16 protein-coding genes and 1 pseudogene are annotated in these 23,874 nt (G+C 39.4%); 11 read left to right on the plus strand and 6 right to left on the minus strand.

Annotation, left to right across the window (positions count from 1 at the left end):
- Positions 1 to 194, plus strand: a pseudogene (locus JCM17102_RS24055) (hemolysin D); the annotation flags it as partial.
- Here the strand turns inward: JCM17102_RS24055 and JCM17102_RS14390 are convergent.
- The 3 genes from JCM17102_RS14390 to JCM17102_RS14400 are packed head-to-tail and all read right to left on the minus strand — an operon-like array spanning position 195 to position 4,176.
- Positions 195 to 1,805: a hypothetical protein gene (locus JCM17102_RS14390; protein WP_025075650.1), complete on the minus strand. Its 1,611-nt coding sequence runs from the start codon at positions 1,803 to 1,805 to the stop codon at positions 195 to 197. It abuts the pseudogene before it with no gap.
- A 3-nt stretch (positions 1,806 to 1,808) separates the two neighbouring features.
- On the minus strand, positions 1,809 to 2,843 hold the full coding sequence (locus JCM17102_RS14395) for an HlyD family secretion protein (protein ID WP_025075651.1): 1,035 nt from the start codon (positions 2,841 to 2,843) through the stop codon (positions 1,809 to 1,811).
- A gap of 13 nt (positions 2,844 to 2,856) precedes the next feature.
- A complete protein-coding gene (locus tag JCM17102_RS14400) occupies positions 2,857 to 4,176 on the minus strand; it encodes a TolC family protein (protein WP_025075652.1) in 1,320 nt (439 codons plus the stop codon).
- A gap of 716 nt (positions 4,177 to 4,892) precedes the next feature.
- Between JCM17102_RS14400 and JCM17102_RS14410 the strand changes: the two genes are divergently transcribed.
- Entirely contained in the window at positions 4,893 to 6,095 is a 1,203-nt protein-coding gene (locus tag JCM17102_RS14410; RefSeq protein WP_025075653.1) for a multidrug effflux MFS transporter, read from the plus strand.
- Positions 6,096 to 6,101: 6 nt separating this feature from the next.
- Here JCM17102_RS14410 and JCM17102_RS14415 read toward each other — a convergent pair whose 3' ends face one another.
- Entirely contained in the window at positions 6,102 to 6,950 is an 849-nt protein-coding gene (locus tag JCM17102_RS14415; protein ID WP_025075654.1) for a helix-turn-helix domain-containing protein, read from the minus strand.
- A 159-nt stretch (positions 6,951 to 7,109) separates the two neighbouring features.
- Here JCM17102_RS14415 and JCM17102_RS14420 point away from each other — a divergent pair, with 159 nt between their 5' ends.
- The 5 genes from JCM17102_RS14420 (at position 7,110) to JCM17102_RS29075 (ending at position 14,127) form a co-directional block, all read left to right on the plus strand.
- Positions 7,110 to 8,267 carry an efflux RND transporter periplasmic adaptor subunit gene (locus JCM17102_RS14420; protein ID WP_025075655.1) on the plus strand — a complete coding sequence of 386 codons (1,158 nt, stop codon included), beginning with the start codon at positions 7,110 to 7,112 and terminating at the stop codon, positions 8,265 to 8,267.
- 3 nt (positions 8,268 to 8,270) lie between these two features.
- The gene (locus JCM17102_RS14425) at positions 8,271 to 11,468 is read left to right on the plus strand and encodes an efflux RND transporter permease subunit (protein ID WP_025075656.1); all 3,198 of its coding nucleotides are present in this window, start codon (positions 8,271 to 8,273) and stop codon (positions 11,466 to 11,468) included.
- Between the two features lie 45 nt (positions 11,469 to 11,513).
- Positions 11,514 to 12,878 (plus strand): TolC family protein, encoded by a 1,365-nt coding sequence (locus tag JCM17102_RS14430; protein ID WP_025075657.1) that lies wholly within the window; start codon positions 11,514 to 11,516, stop codon positions 12,876 to 12,878.
- A 9-nt stretch (positions 12,879 to 12,887) separates the two neighbouring features.
- Positions 12,888 to 13,496, plus strand: coding sequence for a TetR/AcrR family transcriptional regulator (locus JCM17102_RS14435; RefSeq protein WP_025075658.1), 609 nt, complete (start codon positions 12,888 to 12,890; stop codon positions 13,494 to 13,496).
- Between the two features lie 160 nt (positions 13,497 to 13,656).
- Positions 13,657 to 14,127, plus strand: coding sequence for a 4-fold beta flower protein (locus JCM17102_RS29075; protein ID WP_025075659.1), 471 nt, complete (start codon positions 13,657 to 13,659; stop codon positions 14,125 to 14,127).
- A gap of 124 nt (positions 14,128 to 14,251) precedes the next feature.
- Here JCM17102_RS29075 and JCM17102_RS14445 read toward each other — a convergent pair whose 3' ends face one another.
- A complete protein-coding gene (locus JCM17102_RS14445; RefSeq protein ID WP_025075660.1) occupies positions 14,252 to 15,220 on the minus strand; it encodes a hypothetical protein in 969 nt (322 codons plus the stop codon).
- Between the two features lie 613 nt (positions 15,221 to 15,833).
- Between JCM17102_RS14445 and JCM17102_RS14455 the strand changes: the two genes are divergently transcribed.
- The 3 genes from JCM17102_RS14455 to JCM17102_RS24065 all read left to right on the plus strand — a co-directional run bounded on the left by JCM17102_RS14455 (position 15,834) and on the right by JCM17102_RS24065 (position 20,703).
- Positions 15,834 to 16,472, plus strand: a complete 639-nt coding sequence (locus JCM17102_RS14455) for an HU family DNA-binding protein (RefSeq protein WP_025075662.1) — start codon at positions 15,834 to 15,836, stop codon at positions 16,470 to 16,472.
- Between the two features lie 183 nt (positions 16,473 to 16,655).
- Positions 16,656 to 17,516, plus strand: a complete 861-nt coding sequence (locus tag JCM17102_RS14460; RefSeq protein WP_025075663.1) for a hypothetical protein — start codon at positions 16,656 to 16,658, stop codon at positions 17,514 to 17,516.
- 457 nt (positions 17,517 to 17,973) lie between these two features.
- The gene (locus JCM17102_RS24065; RefSeq protein WP_159106338.1) at positions 17,974 to 20,703 is read left to right on the plus strand and encodes an AAA family ATPase; all 2,730 of its coding nucleotides are present in this window, start codon (positions 17,974 to 17,976) and stop codon (positions 20,701 to 20,703) included.
- An 81-nt stretch (positions 20,704 to 20,784) separates the two neighbouring features.
- Here JCM17102_RS24065 and JCM17102_RS14470 read toward each other — a convergent pair whose 3' ends face one another.
- A complete protein-coding gene (locus JCM17102_RS14470; RefSeq protein WP_025075665.1) occupies positions 20,785 to 22,062 on the minus strand; it encodes an O-acetylhomoserine aminocarboxypropyltransferase/cysteine synthase family protein in 1,278 nt (425 codons plus the stop codon).
- Between the two features lie 191 nt (positions 22,063 to 22,253).
- On the opposite strand from JCM17102_RS14470, the gene JCM17102_RS14475 reads away from it, so the two are divergent.
- The gene (locus JCM17102_RS14475) at positions 22,254 to 23,339 is read left to right on the plus strand and encodes an N-acetylmuramoyl-L-alanine amidase family protein (protein ID WP_025075666.1); all 1,086 of its coding nucleotides are present in this window, start codon (positions 22,254 to 22,256) and stop codon (positions 23,337 to 23,339) included.
- Positions 23,340 to 23,874 lie beyond the last annotated feature (535 nt).

Genomic DNA, 23,874 nt, shown 5'->3' on the forward strand with positions numbered 1-23,874 from the left:
CCAATGAATATAAGACGTCGCAAAGCAGTATCAATACCTATCTTGTTTTGGTTGATATGCCTGACGGTCTGATAACCAACTATGGTGATAAACTGGATTTCAAATATGAAATCGGCGGTCAGGCTGATATTATCGTTAAAGACCGCAGGCTAATTGAAAGACTGTTTGACAATCTAAAGTTTAATATAAAATGATTATCTTTTATTGGATGGAGCATGTGATGTACGCCAAAATGTATTTTTAACTTCTCGGGCTACATTTTTCCAATTGGGCATACGTTTTAAAGAACGGCGTATCGGAAAGTCGTAGAGTAATAACAGCAGAAAGAGGAAAATACATGCATAGGCCACCCAGCCGTAAATTTGCTTGATACTTACTTCCATCATTTGACTAATAAACTCTTCCATATAATGACTAAGATGGAATGGATTGCTGCTGAAAGATACATGATCGATTGCCGATCCGTAACGTCCCAGATTGTCGGGTACGTAGTAAGCCAATCCTTGTGAATAGATTGCACAGCCCAGTACTCCGCCGACTACCATATGGAGCATATTGAATACACTTAATCCCTGAAAGAAATGTTGGAAGGTCATAATCTCTTCCAGACATACCATGAAAGTGGCACTTAATACTGCATAAGCAAAGCCCCGACAAATCGTTGGCAGATAGAGTTGGGAGATATGAATGTCAGTCGAAAGAGTCAGGTAATATCCGATTAAGTAACCTATTAGTCCAACAAATCCGACAATGATAAGACGTACATAATTATATTGTTTGACGTGCATCCACCAGTAAGAAAACAGGCAACCACCAATAATACCGATGATAGCAAACCAATCTAATTGTACACTGACCATTTCTTCATATTTCATCACCTCTTCATAAAAGACTTCTTCTAATACGTGTTCTGTTGCCAGAAATGCTTCTACTATCGTAATCAGTCCTAGTAACGGCCAATAAAACCGGTAAGTCCACATCTTAGGTTCAAGAAACGGATGACGGATGGTCATCATACGCCAAATGCAAAATACTAGGGTGATGATGATTGCTACCGATAATTGCCGGATAACAGGACTGTTCCACCAATCGTACCAATCACCATAATTAAATAGGAAAGTGATTTCGGCTAATAAAGCTGCCCATAAAGCTGCGCCTAGCCAATCAATGCCGAATAGTGGGAACTTACGCATGAAACGGAGATGTTTAACGCAAGTAAACTGTATAAATAAGACTATTAACATTAATCCTACAATAAAGAGGTGCATATAGGTCCAGTTGTAGTGGTACATTAAATAGGTCGTTATCAAGTCTGACAACTGAATGCTGCCTAAAATAACAATATGAAGCCATGGAAAGAATACGGTGAAATCTCGTGTCGGCGTCATCCACAACTGGATATTGGACATGCACTCAAAAGTTCCCTGAATTTTACACATACCTTCAATGAAACATACCAACCACAAAAGTGGAAGAAAGCTGATGGATGGCGCTACTAGATTGCAAAGCAAAACTCCCAATGCTGCCGATGTAAGCAAAGTTTTATTGGTAAAGCGGAACTTCATTCGGAATAATAGCGGAAAGTAGATTGCCATTCCCGCCAGATTGGCATACATACACATGAGAATATCTTCACGCATCAGTACTTTGCCACCGATCATCTGATTTAATGCTCCCAAATAAACTCCCCCCGATAATTGGAAGGTAACAGCAATGAATAGATAAATCCATGGCTGTATTTTTCGTGGCACAAAGCTACGGAACATCGGCATCGTGAAAGGACCGTTTAAAACAGGTGCTCCCATATGTTAATATTTTACTTCACATTCTACATTGAACCCTGCTCGTAAACGCTTTAAGTCTTCGGGCTTGTTTCCTTTCAGACGGATGCGGACGGGGATACGTTGCTCTACTTTTACGAAATTTCCCGTGGCATTATCTTGTGGAATCATAGAGAAAGCTGCTCCTGTTGCATCCGAAATGGATTCTACAGTTCCTTTGAAAATTATATTCGGCACTGCGTCTGCAGTCATTTCTACTTCGGCTCCTTCTTTAATATTAGGTAATTGGGTTTCGCGATAGTTGGCTATGATCCACAGGTCACTATTATCTACAATATCAACCATTGTTTGTCCCGGTTGTACCAGTTGTCCTTCCTGTATTTCTTTTCGCCCCGTAGTTCCATCGCATGGAGCAATGATAACTGTATAAGAAAGGTTCAAGCGTGTAAGTTCAAGTGCAGCTTCTGCCAGGCGGACTCCTGCTTCATTTTGTCCTAAACGGTGGGTCTGTTCACTTTTAACTAACGATGTAGACTGCTTGGCACGTGATACTTGTTCGTAGCGTGCTTTTGCTGCTTCGTATGCTGTATGTACATTATCATATTGTTGTTTGGTAACTGCATCGTCTTTCAATAGTTTTTCAAAACGATCCAATTCACGTTTGGCATTTTCCATTTGTACGCGAACTTCCTCTATACTTGCATCGTTTACACTCAAATTGTTTTGAGTGGTGGCAATACCGATGGTGGTAGCTTGCCTTCCTGCCATAGCGTTTGCCAAATCTGCTTCTGCCTGAGCAACGCGAAGTCGAAATTCCGCATCTTCGATGATAAGCAACGTATCGCCTTTGTGTACCGGCTGATATTCTTCGAAACAGATTCTTTTTATAAATCCCGGTACGCGGGTATTGATCGGAGTAATGTGTTGTTTTACTTGTGCGTTATCAGTATATTCTATACTTCCCAAATGAAGAAAACGGGAACAAACATAGGCTACACCGCCGATGAGGAAACAAAGAATCAGAATATTATATATAATCTTTTGAGTTTTTCTGGCAATCATAATCTATTGTATTTTAAAGGGTATGTGTGATATATTTCATTTTGTAGTAACTGTAGATCACGTTGATACGTGCATTAACCAGAGCAAGATCAGCGCTTAGCTTCATGTAACTGGCGTCAAGCATATCGGTAAGTAATGCCAGATCGTTTTTGTAACGGTTACTGGTTACACTGTAGTTTTGATTAGCCAGTTCCACACTTTTCTCTTGTGTGCGTAAGTCGGTGAAAAAGGTAAGGAAATTGGCATAATTGGCTTGAACACTATTCTCAACTTGTTCTTGTGCAAGAACATATTCTTCCTGTGTTTTTCGTATGTTCAATTTTGCCTGACGGACTTTTTTATTGTTTTTGAACAATGAGGAAAGATTGTATTTGACTCCTACTCCTATATACCAATAATTAAAATTGTTGTTCAATACCGGAACTTCAATGGTGATGGGACCATCCAAATGTTCTCCTGCAACAAGAGCTATTTGGGGGAGGAGTTCCGAACGTTCCAGTTTGGCTTTCTGTTCGTTCATTTGTACAGCCAAATGTGCTTGTTGCAAACCTACATTGCTTTGAGTAGCCAATTGCTGCCAGTCATTTTCTGCCAGTGCTTTCACTTCTTTTTCTAGTAAGGTTGAATCAGGAATGATTTCTGTTCCGGCAGGTAGGTGAAGAGTAGTCACTAATTGATGGTTCATGATTTTGCAAGCATCTTGAACCTTGGCAAGCTGTAACTTCAAAGTCTCTTTTTGTAATTCATAGCGGATGATATCATTTTTCAAAGCCGTTCCTTGTGTGCGTCGTACTTTCATGTTACGTATTACTTGTTCTGTCAAATCTAGATTTTTCTGTAACACTTGCATCTGATTGCTCAGTTTATACAGATCCAAATAATAACCGGTCAGAAGAAAGCGTATTTCCTGACGATTCTTCTGCCAATCTAATTCACTCATCTTTTGTCCGAGTTCAGCTAGAGCGATTCCGCTATTGATTGCTCCACCTGCATAGATTACTTGCTGTGCTTCCAAAGCGAAATTATTGCTGAAATGAGGCATCGGAATGTTTTGGCCATTTTTGAAATCACGATCCAATAAGTATCCATCACCAAGATAACTGAACGATAGTGAAGCGCCTATATTTGGCAACCGTTCTGATTTAGCGGCTTTTAAAGCTTCATTAGCTACTTCTTTTCCGGTATTGTACGTTCGAATACTCTGACTATTCTCGTCTGCCAGACGAAAGATTTCATTAATGCCCAACACCTGTTTTGATGACGTCTGGGCAAATAAACCCTGACTGCATAGTGCCACACATAGCGGTACTATGAGCCTTCTTTTTTTGCTCATAAAGTAAAATAAATAATTAATGTGATTAAAATATACGCTTTTATATCACGCTTTCTTTAAGGTTAGCGTTTTGCGTCGTGATGAGTCGTTAAAATGAGAATTATCAAATTTGTGCAGCTACTCCCCAACTGTGGAAATCGTGCATTTTGTTTTTATAGCGAATGGAAATTTGATAATACTTAAGTTTCATATTGATACTTGTTTTCTATTTTGATTTGCAAAATTATAAAAAATAATAGGTAAGTTGTGACTTTATATATCTACAAATATAATGTTTTTTAACGAATACTCTTTCTCTTTTTTATTCTTGGATGATGCTTAACCAAGTTATTTAATTTGTGGTTTTATTAAGTAAGTAGTAATGTTACGGTATCTGTCATTAGCTTCGTTCAAAACATCTTTTAGCTTTTATATTACGGTATATTCATACTACCGTAGGGAGAAAGAATCTCTTCTTTGTATATGCCGAAGAGGAGATTCTTCACTTCCTTATGAATGAAAGAGATACTATCGAGAATCATTCTTATATTGCAGAAAAAAATGAAAGAATACTTATAATACTAAAACGAATTAAATTAAGAATTGGCTGAGCTATCTGTAACAAAGTGATTCTTCACTCTAAAATTGTTCTGAAAAGTACTAATTTTGTTCTTGTTTTGACGTTCTCATATAGATAGAAAGCCCATACCTTTACACTCAAATTTAAAAGATAGATTATGAATGCAATAAAAGAAGAAAATTCAAAGGTCTTTCTGTTGTTATTGTTAGGAATGTTGACAGCATTCGGACCTTTTGTTACGGATATGTATTTACCCAGCCTGCCCTCGATGATAGACTATTTTTCCACAAGTTCTTCTATGGTACAGTTAGGACTTACTACAAGTATGATAGGCTTGGCGTTGGGACAAATCTTTTTTGGACCTCTTAGTGATAAATATGGCAGACGTCCGCTATTATTGGTGTCGATAGTGTTATTTATGATTTCTACTATGTTATGTTTGTTTGTGCCGGATATTTATTCGTTTGTTACATTAAGATTAATACAAGGTATAGCTGGAGCAGGAGGAATAGTAATTTCCCGTTCGATATCAACAGATAAGTTTTCGGGAAAAGAATTAGCTAAAATGCTGGCAATGATTGGTGCAATAAATGGAGTTGCTCCCGTTGCGGCTCCGGTTATCGGAGGATTGCTGACAGGCACAGTGGGTTGGAAAGGTATTTTCGTGATCCTGTTGCTTTTGGGAATATTGTTGTGGATTGGCTGTATTCGTTTTAAAGAATCACTGCCTATAGAAAAACGTTCGAAGACAGGAGTTGTTGCTACATTTCGTAGTTTCGGTACAATTGTCCGTAACGGTCGTTTTATGCTTTATGTCTTGCAATTAGCATTTGCACAAGGCATTTTATTTGCCTATATTGCTTCTTCTCCTTTTATAATCCAACAGCATTACGGATTTTCTCCTTTAGCTTTCAGTATTTGTTTTGCTGTCAATGCAATAGCTATTGGGACAGCTGCCGCTATTTCGGTAAAATTCCGTAAGACTGAGTACGGAACACTGACTGGGTGTGTTGGTATGTTGGTTTTGTCTATTCTTATGATGGTTGCTTTATACAGTCAATGCAACTTTTGGACCTATGAATTGCTGATGTTTACGTTATTATTTATGATGGGATTGACTTTTACAACTTCCACTACTTTGGCGATGGACTGTGAACGTCAGTATTCCGGTGCCGCCTCCGCTTTGCTGGGTGCACTGTGTTTTGCGGCCGGTGGAATAGTTTCTCCATTAGTCGGTTTAGGCGATATACTTATATCTACTGGGATAACATTCATAATTTGTGCTATTTGTTCATTACTATGTGCGTTAGGAGCAGTCAGACGAACCATAGTCAAGGTAGTAAAAGTAAGCCGGATTTAGTCCGGCTTACATCGAATATTTACTTTGATATTCTCTGGGTGACATTCCTTCGTGCCGTTTGAAATATCTTCCTAGATACGATTGGTCCGGGAAACCGAGTCGGTGGGCTATCTCTTGTATGGTCAGTCCGGTGGATTGGAGTAACACTTTTATCTCCAGAATAGCAAAGTCGTCAATAATCTTTTTAGCAGAATCACCGGTTACACTTCTACAGATACCCGTTAGATATTTGGTAGAGATACAGAGTTTACTGGCATAAAAATTTACTTCCCGTTGAGAAATACAGTTTTCGTGAACTAAAGCGACGAAATGCTTAAAGATTTCATCCTGTCGGCTTCCACCTTCAATTTCACGTCGGTCGAAATAACGGTAACACTTATCATAAATGTTCAGCATGAAGGATTGAAGATGATTTTTGGCTATTTGGTTTCGAAAACGATTTTCACGATCTTTATAGATTGCTGTTGTCGCACGTATTAATCCATTAATGGTTTCGGTATTTTCTTCGGAAAGGGTGTAACAAGGATTCTCTTTAAGGAACTGGAAGAAAAATGGTTCGAATCGGAGACAAGCCTCCCGGAACATATCTTGTGGAAATCCGAAAAAAGAAGCGGTAAAATCGCTACTGCTGCCATTGATGCGTATGATAGTTCCCGGTAACAATACTATTTGGGTATTTTCAATAACTTCATAATCTTTCAGGTCGATCGTTACATGTGCCCACCCACTTTGGCAGAAATAGATGGCACCACCTTCCAGTTTCCACAGGTGGTGCATGATTGGTGACAAATTTTCATCTGTGCCAGCCACAAAGGGTTCACGAAGTACAGCAAGTATAGATTTTCTTTCTTTCATATACAGTTCTTTTTTAGGAAGGCAAAAATAAGATTTTTTTGCTAAATATTAGCTTTTATGTTCCGAAAATGAACAAAACTGAAAACACTATGAATAGTTTTCTATCATAGAATCCATTTACCTTTGCCGCAGTAATTTTTTTAACTAGGTAACAACAAAATGAGTAAAAAGGTATGTAAAATGAAGCAGGCATTAATGTTGCTTTGCTCTTTAGCTGCTGTAGGATGTAAACAAGCACCACCGGCACAAATAGAAACAGGATACGAAGTGATGACCCTTTCTCCGGCAGACCGGATGATATCAAGCACCTATTCGGCGACTATTCGCGGACGTCAGGATATTGATATTTATCCTCAGGTAAGTGGTACACTGACTAAAGTAAGTGTGACTGAAGGTCAGCGTGTGAAGAAGGGACAAACATTGTTCATCATCGATCAAGTACCTTATGAGGCTGCGTTACAGACTGCATTGGCTAATGTGGAATCTGCTAAAGCGTCTCAGGCTACGGCAAAACTGACTTACGAAAGCAAAGAGGAACTACATAAAGAGAATGTAGTTTCCGATTTTGACTTGAGCACAGCAAGAAACTCTCTTTTGGCAGCCAATGCGCAACTGGCACAGGCAAAAGCTCAGGAAGTAAGTGCTCGTAATAACCTTTCTTATACGGTGGTGAAAAGTCCGGCAGATGGAGTGATCGGTACATTGCCTTATCGTGTAGGTGCTTTGGTTAGTTCTAATCTTGCCGAACCTTTGACTACAGTTTCTGATAACTCGGATATGTATGTTTACTTTTCGATGACAGAAAAGCAACTGTTAAACTTGATTCGTCAATATGGTTCTAAGGAAGAAGCATTGAAGAATATGCCGGCGATTGATTTGCTGTTGAATGATAAGTCTGCTTATCCACAACAGGGACAGATCGAGACTATCAGCGGAGTGATCGACCGTTCGACGGGAACCGTTAGCTTGCGTGCTGTATTTCCTAATAAGGATGGTCTGTTGCATAGTGGTGGTACAGGTAATGTGGTTATTCCGGTGCATAGAACAGAAGCACTGGTTATTCCGCAAGCAGCTACATTTGAAATTCAGGATAAGAGATATGCATATAAGGTAGTAGACGGCAAAGCGCAATCAAGCCAGATACAGGTAACCCGGGTGAATGGAGGTAAGGAATTTATCGTGGATGAAGGCCTGGCTTCGGGAGACGTAATCGTGAAGGAAGGTGTAGGATTACTTCGTGAAGGTACTCCTATTAAGGCGAAGACGGCACAACCTACAATGACAACTACTGAAAATCAAACAACAAAGGAGGATTAATCCATGAATTTAAGAACCTTTATTGAACGCCCTGTATTATCGGCAGTCATTTCTATTACGATTGTCGTTGTGGGTATCATCGGGTTGTTCAGTCTACCCGTAGAGCAGTATCCGGATATTGCTCCCCCTACTATTATGGTGAGTACCACCTATTATGGTGCCAGTGCAGAAACTTTGCAGAAAAGTGTAGTTGCTCCTTTGGAAGAAGCGATCAATGGTGTGGAGGATATGACATACATGACTTCTTCGGCTACTAATTCCGGTTCAGTGAGTATTACCGTTTACTTTAAACAGGGAACAGATCCGGATATGGCGGCTGTCAATGTGCAGAATCGTGTATCAAGAGCTACGGGACAGCTTCCGGCAGAAGTAACCCAGGTGGGTGTAACTACTTCCAAACGTCAAACTAGTATTTTGCAGATGTTCTCATTATACAGCCCGGACGATAGCTATGACGAAAACTTCCTTTCCAACTATATTAGTATTAACCTGAAACCGCAGATACTGCGTATTTCCGGTGTAGGTGACTTGATGATTATGGGAGGTGAGTATAGTATGCGTGTGTGGATGAAGCCTGATATAATGGCACAGTATAAACTGATCCCATCGGATATCACTGCAGTACTTTCCGAACAGAATATTGAATCTGCAACTGGTTCGTTTGGTGAGAATTCTAACGAAACCTATCAGTATACAATGAAGTATAAAGGACGTCTGATTACTCCGGAAGAATTTGGAGAGATTGTCATTCGTTCTACAGACAATGGCGAGGTTTTGAAACTGAAAGACATTGCCGAAATACAGCTTGGTCAGGATAGTTATGCGTATCATGGTGGTATGGACGGTCATCCGGGTATTTCGTGTATGGTTTTCCAGACGGCAGGTTCTAATGCTACCCAAGTAAACCAGCAGATTGATGACTTACTTGAAGAAGTAAGTAAAGATCTTCCGCGTGGTGTGGAACTGACACAGATGATGAGTTCGAATGACTTCCTGTTCGCTTCCATCCATGAAGTAGTGAAGACGTTGATTGAAGCTATCATTCTGGTGATTCTTGTGGTATATGTCTTCTTGCAAGATTTCCGTTCTACGTTAATTCCTTTGGTGGGAATTGTTGTTTCATTGGTCGGTACATTCGCATTTATGGCTTTGGCAGGATTCAGTATCAATTTGCTTACTTTGTTTGCGTTGGTGCTTGTGATTGGTACGGTGGTGGATGATGCCATTATTGTCGTCGAGGCGGTGCAGGCGAGGTTTGATGTGGGATATAGATCATCGTATATGGCAAGTATCGATGCGATGAAAGGAATCAGTAATGCTGTCATTACTTCTTCACTTGTGTTTATGGCAGTATTTATTCCGGTATCATTTATGGGAGGTACTTCCGGTACGTTCTATACTCAGTTTGGTCTGACAATGGCGGTGGCTGTCGGTATATCAGCTGTCAATGCATTAACATTAAGTCCGGCATTGTGTGCTTTGTTACTGAAGCCTTATATTAATGAAGACGGGACACAGAAGAATAATTTTGCGGCGCGATTCCGTAAGGCATTCAATTCGGCTTTTGATATAATGGTTGAAAAATATAAGAATATCGTATTGTTCTTTATCAAGCGTAAGTGGCTGACTTGGTCGTTGCTGGCATGTTCTATAGTACTATTGGTTTTTCTGATGAACACTACTAAGACCAGTCTGGTTCCTGACGAAGATCAGGGTGTGATATTCGTCAATGTAAGTACAGCGTCAGGCAGTTCATTGACGACGACTGACGAAGTGATGGAACGTGTTGAAAAGCGTATGATGGAAATTCCTCAGATTGCTCACGTACAGAAAGTTTCCGGTTACGGATTATTGGCAGGACAGGGAAGTTCGTTTGGTATGTTGATTCTGAAGTTGAAACCCTGGGGTGAACGTCCGAATGATGAAGATAATGTACAGGCTGTAATTGGTCAGGTGTACGTTCGTACGGCTGATATTAAAGATGCTAGTGTCTTTGCTATATCTCCAGGTATGATTCCGGGTTATGGTATGGGTAATGCATTGGAACTTCATATGCAGGATAAGATGGGTGGTGATATCAATGAATTCTTTACGACTACCCAGCAATATTTGGGAGCATTGAATCAGCGTCCTGAGATTTCGATGGCATATTCTACGTTTGACGTTCGTTATCCACAATGGACCGTAGATGTGGACGCTGCTAAATGTAAACGTGCCGGTATTACTCCTGATGCAGTGTTGAGTACCCTTTCCGGTTATTATGGAGGTCAGTATGTATCCAACTTCAATCGTTTCTCTAAAGTGTATAGAGTAATGATTCAGGCAGATCCGTTATTCCGCTTGGATGAGACCTCTCTTGATAATGCTTTTGTACGTATGTCGAATGGTGAGATGGCTCCGTTAAGCCAGTTTGTTACATTAACACGTAGCTATGGTGCAGAATCATTGAGTCGTTTTAATATGTATAACTCTATTGCGGTAAATGCAATGCCGGCAGATGGTTACAGTACCGGAGATGCAATCAAAGCAGTGCAGGAAACTGCGGAACAAGCTCTTCCCAAAGGATATGGTTATGATTACGGAGGTATTACTCGTGAGGAAAATCAGCAAAGTGGTACGACGATTATCATTTTCGGTATATGCTTCCTGATGATTTACTTGATTCTGAGTGCATTATACGAGAGTTTTCTCATTCCGTTTGCTGTTCTTTTGAGCGTACCTAGCGGATTGATGGGAAGTTTCCTTTTTGCCAGGATGTTCGGATTAGAGAACAATATCTATCTGCAAACGGGATTGATCATGTTGATTGGTTTGCTGGCGAAGACGGCTATCTTGCTGACAGAGTATGCTGCCGAACGTCGTAAGGCAGGAATGGGACTGGTTGCTTCTGCGGTAAGTGCTGCTAAAGCTCGTCTTCGTCCGATTCTGATGACAGCATTGACGATGATCTTCGGTCTGTTCCCTTTGATGTTGTCTAGTGGGGTAGGTGCGAATGGTAACCGTTCATTGGGTACAGGTGTAGTCGGTGGTATGACTATCGGTACGTTAGCTTTACTTTTCATTGTTCCGACTTTGTTCATTGCTTTCCAATGGTTGCAGGAGCGTTTGCGCCCTATGCAAAGTGTACCTACAGAGGACTGGCAGATCGAAGAAGAAATTAAGATAAGTAACGAAGAAAAGTCTGAGGCAGGAAAGAAATGATTCACTATAAGAGTGACACAGAGTTTTCAATTATAAAAAAGAAATATGAGAAAAATAATACTATTATCCGCAGTGACAGTCATGTTGAGTAGTTGCGGTATTTATAATAAATACAAGTCGGTTTCGGAAGTTCCCGAGGGACTTTATGGCAGCGAGTCAGTCGCTGCCACCGATACGACGAATTTTGGGAATCTTTCTTGGCGGGAAGTATTTACCGATCCACATCTACAGGTACTGATAGATTCGGTTCTGGTGAAGAATACGGATATGCAGACAGCTCATTTGCGTGTGAAAGAAGCGGAAGCTTCTTTGATGACGGCGAAGTTATCCTATTTGCCTTCTTTGTTTCTTTCACCGGAAGGAACAGCCAGTAGTTTTGATAAGGGAAAGGCTACACAAACCTATTCATTGCCTGTGACTGCTTCTTGGGAACTGGATATTTTTGGCCGTACCACGAATACGAAACGTAGTGCAAAAGCAGCTTACCAACAAAGTAAGGAATATGAGCAAGCTGTAAAAACGCAATTAGTATCTGCCGTAGCCAACAATTATTATACTTTGTTGATGCTCGATGCTCAATACGATATTGCCGTAGCTACGGAAAAAGCATGGCAGGAAACAGTAAGAGCTTCACGTGCCATGAAGAAAGCAGGTATGATGAATGAAGCCGGATTGGCTCAGACAGAGGCTAACTATTATACAATTCGTACGACAGTACTCGATTTGAAAGAGCAAATCAATCAGGTAGAAAACTCCATGAGTCTATTGCTGGCGGAAGTTCCTCATACTGTTCAGCGTGGTAAATTGAATAATCAACAGTTGCCGGAAAACTTCTCCATAGGAGTTCCTTTGCAAATGCTTTCCAATCGTCCGGATGTACGTAGTGCCGAATATTCTTTGGCACAGGCTTTCTATTCGACAAACTCTGCGCGTGCTTCTTTCTATCCTTCTATTACTTTGAGTGGTAGTGCCGGCTGGACGAATAATGCCGGAAGTATGATTCTAAATCCGGGTAAGTTTCTTGCTTCAGCAGTAGCTTCTCTGACGCAACCTCTATTTAATAAAGGTACAAATATCGCCCGATTGAAAATAGCGAAAGCTCAACAGGAAGAAGCCCGCCTCAATTTTGAACAGACATTATTGAATGCAGGTGTGGAGGTAAACGAAGCATTGGTACAGTATCAGACAGCTCGCGAGAAAGCTGCTTTCTATGAGAAACAGGTTGCTTCCTTGCAGACAGCTGTCAAGAGTACCAATCTTTTAATGAAACATAGCGATATAACTTATCTGGAAGTCCTGACCGCACAGCAAACGTTGCTGAATGCTCAGCTTTCTCAAGTGGCAAACCGCTTTACTGAAATCCAGGGAATGATTACTCTATATCAGTCGCTGGGTGGTGGTAGGATGTAGGAGGATAGTATGAATCCTGAAACGCTACGGAGTCAGATACTCGATTACACGAAACGGGAAATGTCTCTGCATGGAACTAACGGACTGACTATGGATGACATAGCTAAGGGGATGAAGATGTCGAAGCGTACGCTCTATAAACTTTTTCCCAGCAAGGTTTGTCTGTTTCGTGTTTGCCTTTCTGATTTTGCTAATAAGATCAGAGGCAGTGTACAGCAGAAGCAAATACGGATGGATAGTTCGTGCATGGGGCATCTTTTTATAACTGTAAACGGGTATCTCACTCTGTTACATTCGATGGGGAAGACTTTACTGTTGGATATTGCCGAAGATGATGAGTACCGTTCTTCTTTTGAACGGGAAAATACGTTCTGGCTACAACAGTTCATTGATATACTGACACATTGTAAAATTTGTGGCTTTCTACTTCCTGAAGTCGATACGGATCGTTTTGCAGCGGAATTGCGGGAAGCAATTTATCAGAGTTGTCTGCAAGGCACTCCGTATATAGTGCAACGGATGTTGAATTATATGCTTTTACGAGGACTTTTTAAGATGGATGGGATTCGTTATATTGATGAACATCTGGCATTCGATAAGTTAAATGTTTGTGTTTGAAGAGAGAAAGCGTATCTGAGTAAAAACGGATACGCTTTTTCATTTGTAATGAGCCTTCTATTTCAGGATTCAGGTATTCTTTTAGCAAGTAAAGATTGTCTGTTTCAGTTTATAATCTGTATATTTGCGGATAATAAAAATGAATTTTATATTATAAAATATGAAAAAGTTACTTCTAATTTTATTCGTTATTGGGGGATTAGTATCGGGATGTAGTAAAGATGATGATAAACCTGTTATTCCGCAGGAAGCAGAAGTCACCTTATTTGATAAGAATATAAAACCTATCGCTTATATAAATTATGTGGATGATGATTTGACTATTTATATGTGGGACGGCATTCCGGTGGCTTATTTGGAGGAATCTGGACTGATTTATCATTTCAACGGGCAATTTCTGGGGTGGTATATGAACGGTGTGATATATGATAAAGAAGGCTATGCAGTTGCCGCTAAAAAAGGTGTTGTAAGAGGAGAAATAAAAATGAATGAAACGTATGCGGAATCAGTGATAAAAGGAGTGAAGCACGTTAAACCTATTCCTCATGTTCACTCATTAAAACCGAAAACCCCGTCTTTTCGGGATAAATGGAGTGAAACTTCTTTGACTGACTTTTTTCTTCCCCAATAAAAAAAGGAAAAATCAGCATCTCAAATTGAGTGCTGATTAGAGGTGAGGTGATTGTTTATTAATGATTCTCTATGATAATTCTTTAAATTGAATGCTGAATAAAAGCTAGTTATAAACTGTTTTTTTACTTGTCTATCACTTTCAAGCTCATATTTCTTACACTGATGGCTGCATCAAATGTGCCGGGTACTTCCCATCCGAAATTCATCCCGCAGATTTCCATATCCTCCCAAGTCGTATCCTTAAAAAAGCCCTTTGATTTCATTTTCTCAATAGCTTCTTTAATCAGAGGCAGCACATCTACTTTAGCCTGATGCCATTGTTTATCGTGAAAAGTGATATTGCCCCATACGGGTAATTGGGGAACATTATAAATATAAGTGGAAGTATCTAAATCCCAAGAAATAGTTTCCTTGTCAGTCATCTGTTGATGCCGGTAATCATAAGAAGGAATACCCAGCCAAATGAAGGTGTTAAAGTCCGGAGCCTCACTATTGATATTTCTCAAAACGAAGTAAAAGGGAGTTTGAGCTGTATGTAATTTCGGATTATACTCACTGTCGGACATCTTCCTCTCACATTTCTCCAATTTTATCTCCATCGAAAAATTCAATTGTTTCACTTTGCCTATATTGGGCTGACTTTTGAAGTTCTGCTCAATCAAAAGATGAGGCCATGGCTCATTCTCTTCCCGTGGCTTATCATACTCTTGGCTTGTATTGATTTCCAACCATAAGCTGCCATCTTGATTCCAGATAACTTTTTTCCCTTGATTAGCATAAGTGATAGAGCCATCCTGATTCCTTATCGGTAGTGTATTTCCTAAATCGTGTTTACTGTTCCATTGAGCTATTTTCCAAATAGGCTTTTGGGCCTGTTTCTCAAAATAGAGCGTATCTACGCAGGCTTTTTCCCATCCACCTTTCTCTTCCACTATCTTAGTATTCAGAGGACTGAGTGCGAATCCATCTTCAAATGCAATGTCTCCGAAAGCTTCCCATTCGTCTACAGGCGAGGCAAAGCTGAAACAAATACATAGATTTAACAGTAGACTACTCCACACCGACAACTTTATAATACTTCTTTTTTTCATATCTTTGATACTTTTAAGAGTCTGTTTAAGATTAGTTGAAATTAAGATTCTAAGTAAGTTTCCGTTTCAGCTGAAGTATCAATTTATTGGGAGTGCATAGACTTTTCCTAAAAATGTATTAGACTGGTTTAACGAAAACCGATCTCCAAATATAAAGTAAAGCGCTCGGACTTGCAAGAAAGAAACTGAAAATATGATTTATATATGTTCGGTAATGCCGTTTTTATTCAATTAAACTTTGTTGCTAATTCTCGTCCTTAGTATTATTCATAAACATTAGAATATGAAAGAATGTATTAATGGCATAAATAAGAATTTATTTCATACCTTTGTAATGCGTAAATTACTTTTGATCGGAAGGAAATTTGTTCTTTCAAGAAATAAAGTATACTTTTGTAAGAAAGAAACTATAACCGCAAGTTCTGATTATGAAACCGGAACTTTTGATTATGTAATCAAAAGTTTCAGTTATATAACCGGAGCTTGCGGTTATAGTTTTATATTAAGGAAAAGAATGTTTTCTATTAATACAGAGCAAGTTATCTCTTAATCGAGAATAAGTTTTCTATTAATGGCCAACAGTATATCTAATAATGAAATAAAAACAAGAACTATGGCAAGGTACATCATGGAAGAAATGCCCGACATACAAGGAACGGGCGAACGGATACTTTATCCAAAACTGGCAAGGATCGAACAAGTTTCTACCGAAGATCTGATATACGAAATAACATCCTGTAGCGGATTTAATAGGGGAGTTGTAGAAGGAGTACTTGCGGAAGTAGCTATCGAAATGGCATATTTGATGGCAAATGGTAAATCTGTGAAGTTGGATGGTATCGGAACGTTTACACCATCTCTCACGTTATGCAGTGACAAGGAGCGCGAGAAACCGGGTGAAGGAGAAACTCACCGGAACGCGCGAAGCATTATGGTAGGGAATGTGAATTTTCGTGTGGAAAAGACGATGATAAGACGTATCAATGAACGGTGTGATTTGGAAAGGGCTCCCTGGAAACCACGACGTTCTTCGAAAAAATATTCATCTGAACAACGGCTGGCTTTGGCAGTGAAGTATCTGGAGCATCATCCTTATCTGACAGTTCGTGAATATCAGAAAATGACAGGATTATTGCGTACGACAGCTACCGAAGAGTTACGCCAATGGGCAAAACAACCCGATTCGGGTATCGGAATTGACGGGTGGGGAACACATCGGATTTATATAAAGAAAGTGGTTACTTCTCTCTAAAAACTGTTGTTTCTTATAAATATGTGAAGCGAGTCAGAGAGCTATATTTTTCCCGATAGAGGTAATCTATTTCTGTACATAATTGTGTATATTTGCGGATAATAGATACTTCTGCTATACTATTATATTATGAATTAATTGTGAATACATGCTTTAAGAAGAATTAATCTAAGTACCAGATATATGAAAACAAAAACTTTATTAGGCTTTTTATTTTTGCTTGCCACTGTGTTATCTCTTACTTCTTGCCAAGACAATACTGAAATTATTTTGTTTAGTGGTTCGGAACTGAACAATGAAACAGGAACTTGTACTAATACAGTTTCTAATGCTACGCTATACTTGAATGGAAGTTTGAGCATGGATATTGGAATTGCCAATGGAAAAGGAGGTTATTCGGCTCATAGTTCTGATGAAACGATAGTGACAGCAATTGTAAAAAATGATCGTCTATTACTGAATGCGCATGATAAAAAAGGAAAAACTAAGGTGACTATTAGTGATAAAGATGGGAATTCTGCAAAACTGCCCGTAGAAGTTTCTTATGGAGTTGCATCATTGTATGGTAGAACCGAACAGATTTCGGTGATTGTGGATAATGTATATTGGAAAGACGAAGAATTGCAAGAGGCAGTAAGAGAAGAACTGAGGTCTTACTCTTTTTTAAAACAAGGGAACGAATGTATTTTGCAGCCTGAAGATGTAAATACATATCTGAAAGAGAATTCTAAAGGTAAGTTTACTCTTGAAACAGGTAATGAAGAAGGAAAAAGAGAGGGGATTTATCAAATAAAAATAGATGATACCTTGACTGGAGATTTCGGGTATACCTTTGAGTTTACGTATAATGATAACAATGAAAAGCATACTTTCTTCTTAAATCCGAAGTTGAAAAGCGCTTCTGTGAAGAGCGTAGCACCTGCTCCTATTCTTTTTGTAGAAGATATAACTGATATTCAACCAGTGACATCAGTCCAATTACCCGAAAATAGTAGGGTGATTTATGTCTTTTATTCGAATCTTATGCAATTAAGACCGTTATAAATTCAATAAATCATAGTTTTGTTGAAGGTGGCAAGCAAGGCTTCAAATAAATATTTCGTTAAAATAGTTGGATCATATTTATTTTCCAACTATTTTTGTCTCCGTACTTTAAAAGCACTATATGTTCTAATGAAACATAACCGTTTACTAAAACAAATTTCAAAGAATTACAATGAAACGATGACTGCGAGGCTCATGGAGGAGTTTTGTATGCATTAACGTTGTGTTCTTTGACAGATTGGACACCCATCCGGCATTTTGTAGTTGATTAAAAATGAGAGGTCCGGAATATCTGCAAAATCGCTAGTTTCTTATTCTCTTTTATTATTTGTAGATGTTTTTAGCCTGTATGCGTCTTTCTCGATTCGTACAGATTACTCTCGTATTGCCCTTTGTCAAGGGTGATTTAGCTTACCGTTTTTTATTATTCCATTTTTATATTAAAACTTATAGTGCTATGACAAAAAAGAAAGATACAACTATTGATGAGAAATTAAATGATTTGGACGAACAAATCAAAGCTTTTTTAGATGATATAGAGGATTGGAAAACTAACTCTGATACTACTGCATGCGAAGAAACAGGTATATCGGGATTAGATGATAATTTCGGATATGTAAGAGAAAGCCGCTACGTGGATAAAGGAGTGACATATTTCATTCCGGTCAATCCCAAACCGGAGGGTGAATATAAATTGGAAGAATTAGTTGTCTTTGCCAATGAGGAAGATACTTATCATGAAAGGAGAAAAAATAAACTTTATTTTAAATCGGATACGAAGAAGGTACTTCGAATAACGATGTGGATACGGAAGGTTACAGGAAATGATCCATCGAATGGTGTTCTGTTTTCGCTGTATCGGGAGGGATGTCGAGTTCCGGTTTTTAAACGATTAGAGCAAATTGATCCGGATGGATTCGAATATTCTTTTACGTATGAAGATACAGGCAAACTATTGCCGGGACGTTACTTCTTATTGATTGGTAATATGGAAAATGATTTGGAAGCAAAGTCACCGTTGGAAATAATGGGGACGCAATTATGTTACCGATTTCGGATACTGACTGAGGGAACATATTTACCTAAGCCAAAAGTGAGAAGAGTGTCTGTGTCTCGTCCTGATGTGCAGGAAACTGTTTGCGGAACTTCCGGTAAATTGGATATAAAAGTTGCTTTGAAAGGATACATCGAAGATACATATGACTTTTGTGCTTATTGTTATAATACTGACCATCAGCTGATAGGAAAAGTGGAGACCGACGCGAAACTTATATCGAAAGGATCGAATACATGGTTAAAGTTTTCATTGGATTCATCGTACATTTGGGTAGCAGGAGATTATTCATTGGTATTTGTATATAATGAAGAGCCAGCTTACGTATTCTCTTTTCATCTTTCATCACAAGCTTTCGTACAATGTGAGGTCCGGGAACTTCAACCGGATTCTTTTCATTATTTAATGGTTAAGTATTGTGAGAAGAAAGTGGTATGGCAAGGGAGAATTTGTAAGCTACCGGGGATGCGAAATATTCGGGAACGGTTTGTTTCTTTGATAGAAGAGACTGTGTTTGATGAACTGTGTCGACGGAAAGGAGTGGAGATTACCAAGAGAAATAAACATTTTGTGATGATAGGAGCAGAATCTTCGATCCAACCAAAAGTGGCGACTTGTCTTTCTTCAATGTTCTCATTGGGTAATATTCAGATGGATGAAGTGGATGCCACATCGTTGATTACTTCCAAAAACTCATTGAATCCTTATGAGGAAGTAAATACATTGATGAGTAACCGTTTGGATAGTACAATTTTCCTGAAGCAGTTCTCTGCATTACTTTCTCCCAATGGGTTACCGGTGTTACGCAAAATCACGAATGCTTTAAATGATCAAGAACATTCTTGGTCGTTAGTACTTTGTGGAACAGAAAGTGAAGTTGAACAGCTTTTTGAAGCGGTTCCTGAATGGAGGGCTTACTTCCCTGAGGAATATTGGTTGGAATTTGGAAATTATTCGTTCTCTGATGTATTGTATAGGTTGATATATCAGTTAGAGAAACGTAAATATAAGCTTTCTCCGGATGCAGAGCTACGTTTGTATCATGCGACTAAACAGTCGTGGGATAATGGGAAATTGATGCATTGGGGTGAGAAAGAAATTGTCGATTTTGTTGAGAGTACCTTATTGCCCGTTGTTAGAAAACGCATGATGAAGAGGGTATTAAAATCTGCTTCACAGGATATACAAGCATTACAAACTTTGTATGCGGATGATCTGGAGCTATCGTTTGACGGTAACCGGATGAATAGTTTTGAAGAAAACATGAAACCTCTTCTTGCAATGGTCGGGCTAAAGGAAGTGAAAGAACGGCTGACTGAGCATTTCAACTTGTCCTGTTTACAAAAGATGCGGCAACAAGTCGGTCTTCCGGTGGGCGATATAGGTCCGTATCACATGATATTTACAGGCAATCCGGGTACAGGTAAAACGACGGTGGCAAAATTGATTGGCAAAATCTATCATTCTTTAGGAATACTTTCGAAGGGAGATGTAGTAGTGACAGATCGTTCGCATATCGTGGGACAATATCTCGGAGATACGGAAAAGAATATGCTCGATATTCTGGAAAAATCTCGTGGTAATGTGCTATTCATTGACGAAGCTTATACGCTGTATTGCAGAAAAGATGATCGGAGTGACTACGGATTACGTGCTATCGAGGTGTTACTTCCTGTATTGGCACAGAAAAATCCGGATATGCTTGTCATTATGGCCGGATATGAGAAAGAGATGGAATTGATGATGAGTGGGAATCAAGGGTTGGCAGGACGTTTCCCTCATAAACTTCATTTTAGCGATTATACAGTAGATGAACTATTCCAGATCGGGCAGAATTTATTAGATAAAGGCGAATATTGGTTACCGGAAGCAACAGAGGATATTTTCAGAAGACTTATTGCTGAAGCTGTAGCGAATAAAAATGCTTTATTCAGTAATGCACGTTGGGTGGAGCAAGTAATTACTACCGGAATTCTCCCTGCCATGGCAAAGAGATTAATGCGTAATTGTGATACGCTTTCTAAAGAAATGCTTCGGACAATAGAACCGAGTGATGTAGAGGAAGGAATGCCTCGTTTTATCAATGTATTGGCGGATAAACCTCAAAGAAACCCTATCGGATTCAGAGCGTAGATAAATGAAGAAGAATGAAGAACTTCCCTTGCGCTTACTACGCCGGAAGCTAATTCTTCATTCTTCATTTTTAGTTCTTCATTACCCAAGTGCTTGTTCTATGTCAGCGATGATGTCGTCAGCATTCTCAATACCTACTGACAGACGGATTAAGTCAGGGCGTACACCTGCTTCGAGCAATTGTTCGTCAGTTAGCTGACGGTGTGTATGACTTGCCGGATGAAGTACACAGCTACGTGCATCGGCAACGTGAGTGACGATAGCGATTACTTCCAGAGAATCCATGAATTTAATGGAAACATCACGCCCGCCTTTCAGACCGAAGGAGATAACACCGCATGAACCGTTCGGCATGTATTTCTGTGCAAGTGCATAATACTTGTTATCCGGAAGTCCACAGTAATTTACCCAGGCCACTTTATCATTTTTTGATAAGTATTCGGCAACCTTCTGTGCGTTGCGGCAATGTTGCGGCATACGGAGGTGCAGAGTCTCCAAGCCTAAGTTCAGCAAGAAAGAGTTTTGAGGGCTTTGGATACTTCCAAGATCACGCATCAGCTGAGCTGTTGCTTTGGTGATATAGGCTCCCTTACCAAAAGCTTTGGTATAAGTCAGTCCATGATAAGATTCGTCCGGAGTGCAAAGTCCGGGGAATTTGTCAGCGTAAGCATCCCAATCGAAGTTGCCACTGTCTACGATACATCCACCTACACTGGTAGCATGACCATCCATGTATTTAGTGGTAGAATGAACTACGATATCTGCTCCCCATTCAAACGGACGACAGTTGATCGGAGTTGGGAAAGTATTGTCTACAATCAAAGGAACGCCATGACTGTGAGCAACGCGGGCAAACTTTTCAATATCTAGCACTTCAAGAGAAGGATTGGAGATCGTTTCTCCAAACAATGCTTTAGTGTTCGGTTGGAAAACAGCGGAAATTTCTTCTTCGCTCGCATCCGGGCTGACAAAGGTAACGTCAATACCGAGTTTCTTCATTGTTACGCCGAACAGATTGAATGTTCCGCCGTAAATGGCTGAAGAGCAAACAAAATGATCTCCTGCCTGACAGATATTGAATATGGCATAGAAATTGGCTGCCTGACCGCTGGAAGTCAGCATAGCGGCAACTCCACCTTCAAGAGCAGCAATCTTGGCAGCTACTGCATCATTTGTCGGGTTTTGCAGACGGGTATAAAAATAGCCACTTTCTTCAAGATCAAAGAGACGTGCCATTTGTTCACTGGTCTCATACTTGAAAGTTGTACTTTGATAAATGGGCAGCACACGCGGCTCGCCCTTTTTAGGAGTCCATCCTGCTTGTACACACAGGGTTTCGGGCTTGAATTGTTTTGCCATAATGTTATCGGATTTATTGTTTTATTGCCAAAAAAAGTTTTTATGGCGCAAAAGTAAGGAAAATAATTGTATTTTTGTCCCCTTCATAAGTATTTAGTTTACTATTGAGAATAGGGAATTATCACGTTATTCTCAGTAGAATATGCCAGAGGAAATAATTGATTGTGATGACATACTAAGTCCGTATTGAAATGAAAAAGAGATTCTATATTCTTTTGTTATTTACTTGTTTTTTTTCAGTACCTACTCTTTGGGCGCAACAGAAGGCAACTCCGAAAGCAGGTGAAGGCATTTCTACTTTTTTGTTGCGTCATAACCGTTCTCCCAAAAAGTACTACGATGATTTTGTTGAGCTGAATCAGAAGAAGTTGGGAAAAAATAAAGTGTTGAAGATGGGAGTTAGTTATATTATTCCTCCGGTGAAGAAATCTACAGCTTCTTCTACGTCTGTGAAAGCGACATCCGAAAATAATACTTCCTCAAACAATACAAATAGCGATACTGCACTACAATCGGCTAAAGCCGCAAAAATAGGAGTTATTAAAAATGAACCCTTGTTTGGCAAAGCGCTAGCAAATGTAAAAGTTACTTCTAACAGGCTCGCAGGTGCATGTTTCTATGTAGTCAGTGGTCATGGAGGTCCCGATCCCGGAGCTATCGGAAGAGTTGGAAGACATGAACTCCACGAGGACGAATATGCGTATGATATTGCTCTTCGTTTAGCACGAAATTTGATGGAGGAAGGAGCAGAGGTGCGTATTATTATTCAAGACGCTAAAGATGGTATTCGGGATGATCCTTATCTTTCGAATAGTAAACGCGAAACTTGCATGGGGGCACCGATTCCGTTGAATCAAGTGCAACGTCTACAACAGCGTTGTAGTAAGATTAATACGCTCTATCAAAAAGACCGTAAGAACTATAAATACTGTCGTGCTATCTTTATCCATGTGGACAGCCGTAGCAAGGGTAAACAAACGGATGTCTTTTTCTATCATACTCTTCAAAAACCGGAAAGTAAACGTTTGGCAAATAATATGAAAGACATGTTTGAAGCTAAGTATGATAAGCACCAGCCTAACCGGGGATTTTCGGGGACAGTTGGTGGGCGTAATTTATATGTACTCTCGCATACGACTCCTGCTTCTGTTTTTGTAGAGTTAGGAAATATCCAGAACACTTTCGACCAACGTAGATTGGTGATGAGCTCTAATCGACAGGCACTCTCTAAGTGGCTGATGGAAGGCTTTTTAAAAGATTATAAAGCAAAAAAATAAACTTTTTACTCTTTTTCTTTGAACAAAAGAAAGAGCAAGGATGTTATATATGTGCAAATCGCCTGATACACTACTTGTAGGTATGTGAATATATATGAGTCAGCAATATGCCTCCCTGGCATAACAGGAAGATTGCATAGTAGTTTTGTCGTGTTTTATTTTGTGTTTGTGTTGTGACGGTGCTGCGATGTGAATCGGGGTACCGTTTTTTTATCATAATTTTTTTTCGATTACTTGTGAACAAAAAGAAAACAGTGTTGTTATATATAGTGCAAATCGCCTGGTATACTACTTGTAGGTATGCGAATATATATCAGTCAGTAATATGCCTCCCCGGCATAGCAGGAAGATTGCATAGTAGTTTTGTCGTGTTTTATTTTGTGTTTGTGTTGTGACGGTGCTGCGATGTGAATCGAGGTACCGTTTTTTTGTGATTACTTAATAGTTTAATCTTTGTATATTATTGATTAACGACTAAACCTTCTCTCTCTATCTATTGTTGGATTTATAATTATGAACTAAAATATCAATGAGT

The organism is Bacteroides faecichinchillae JCM 17102, assembly GCF_000614145.1.
GTDB lineage: Bacteria > Bacteroidota > Bacteroidia > Bacteroidales > Bacteroidaceae > Bacteroides > Bacteroides faecichinchillae.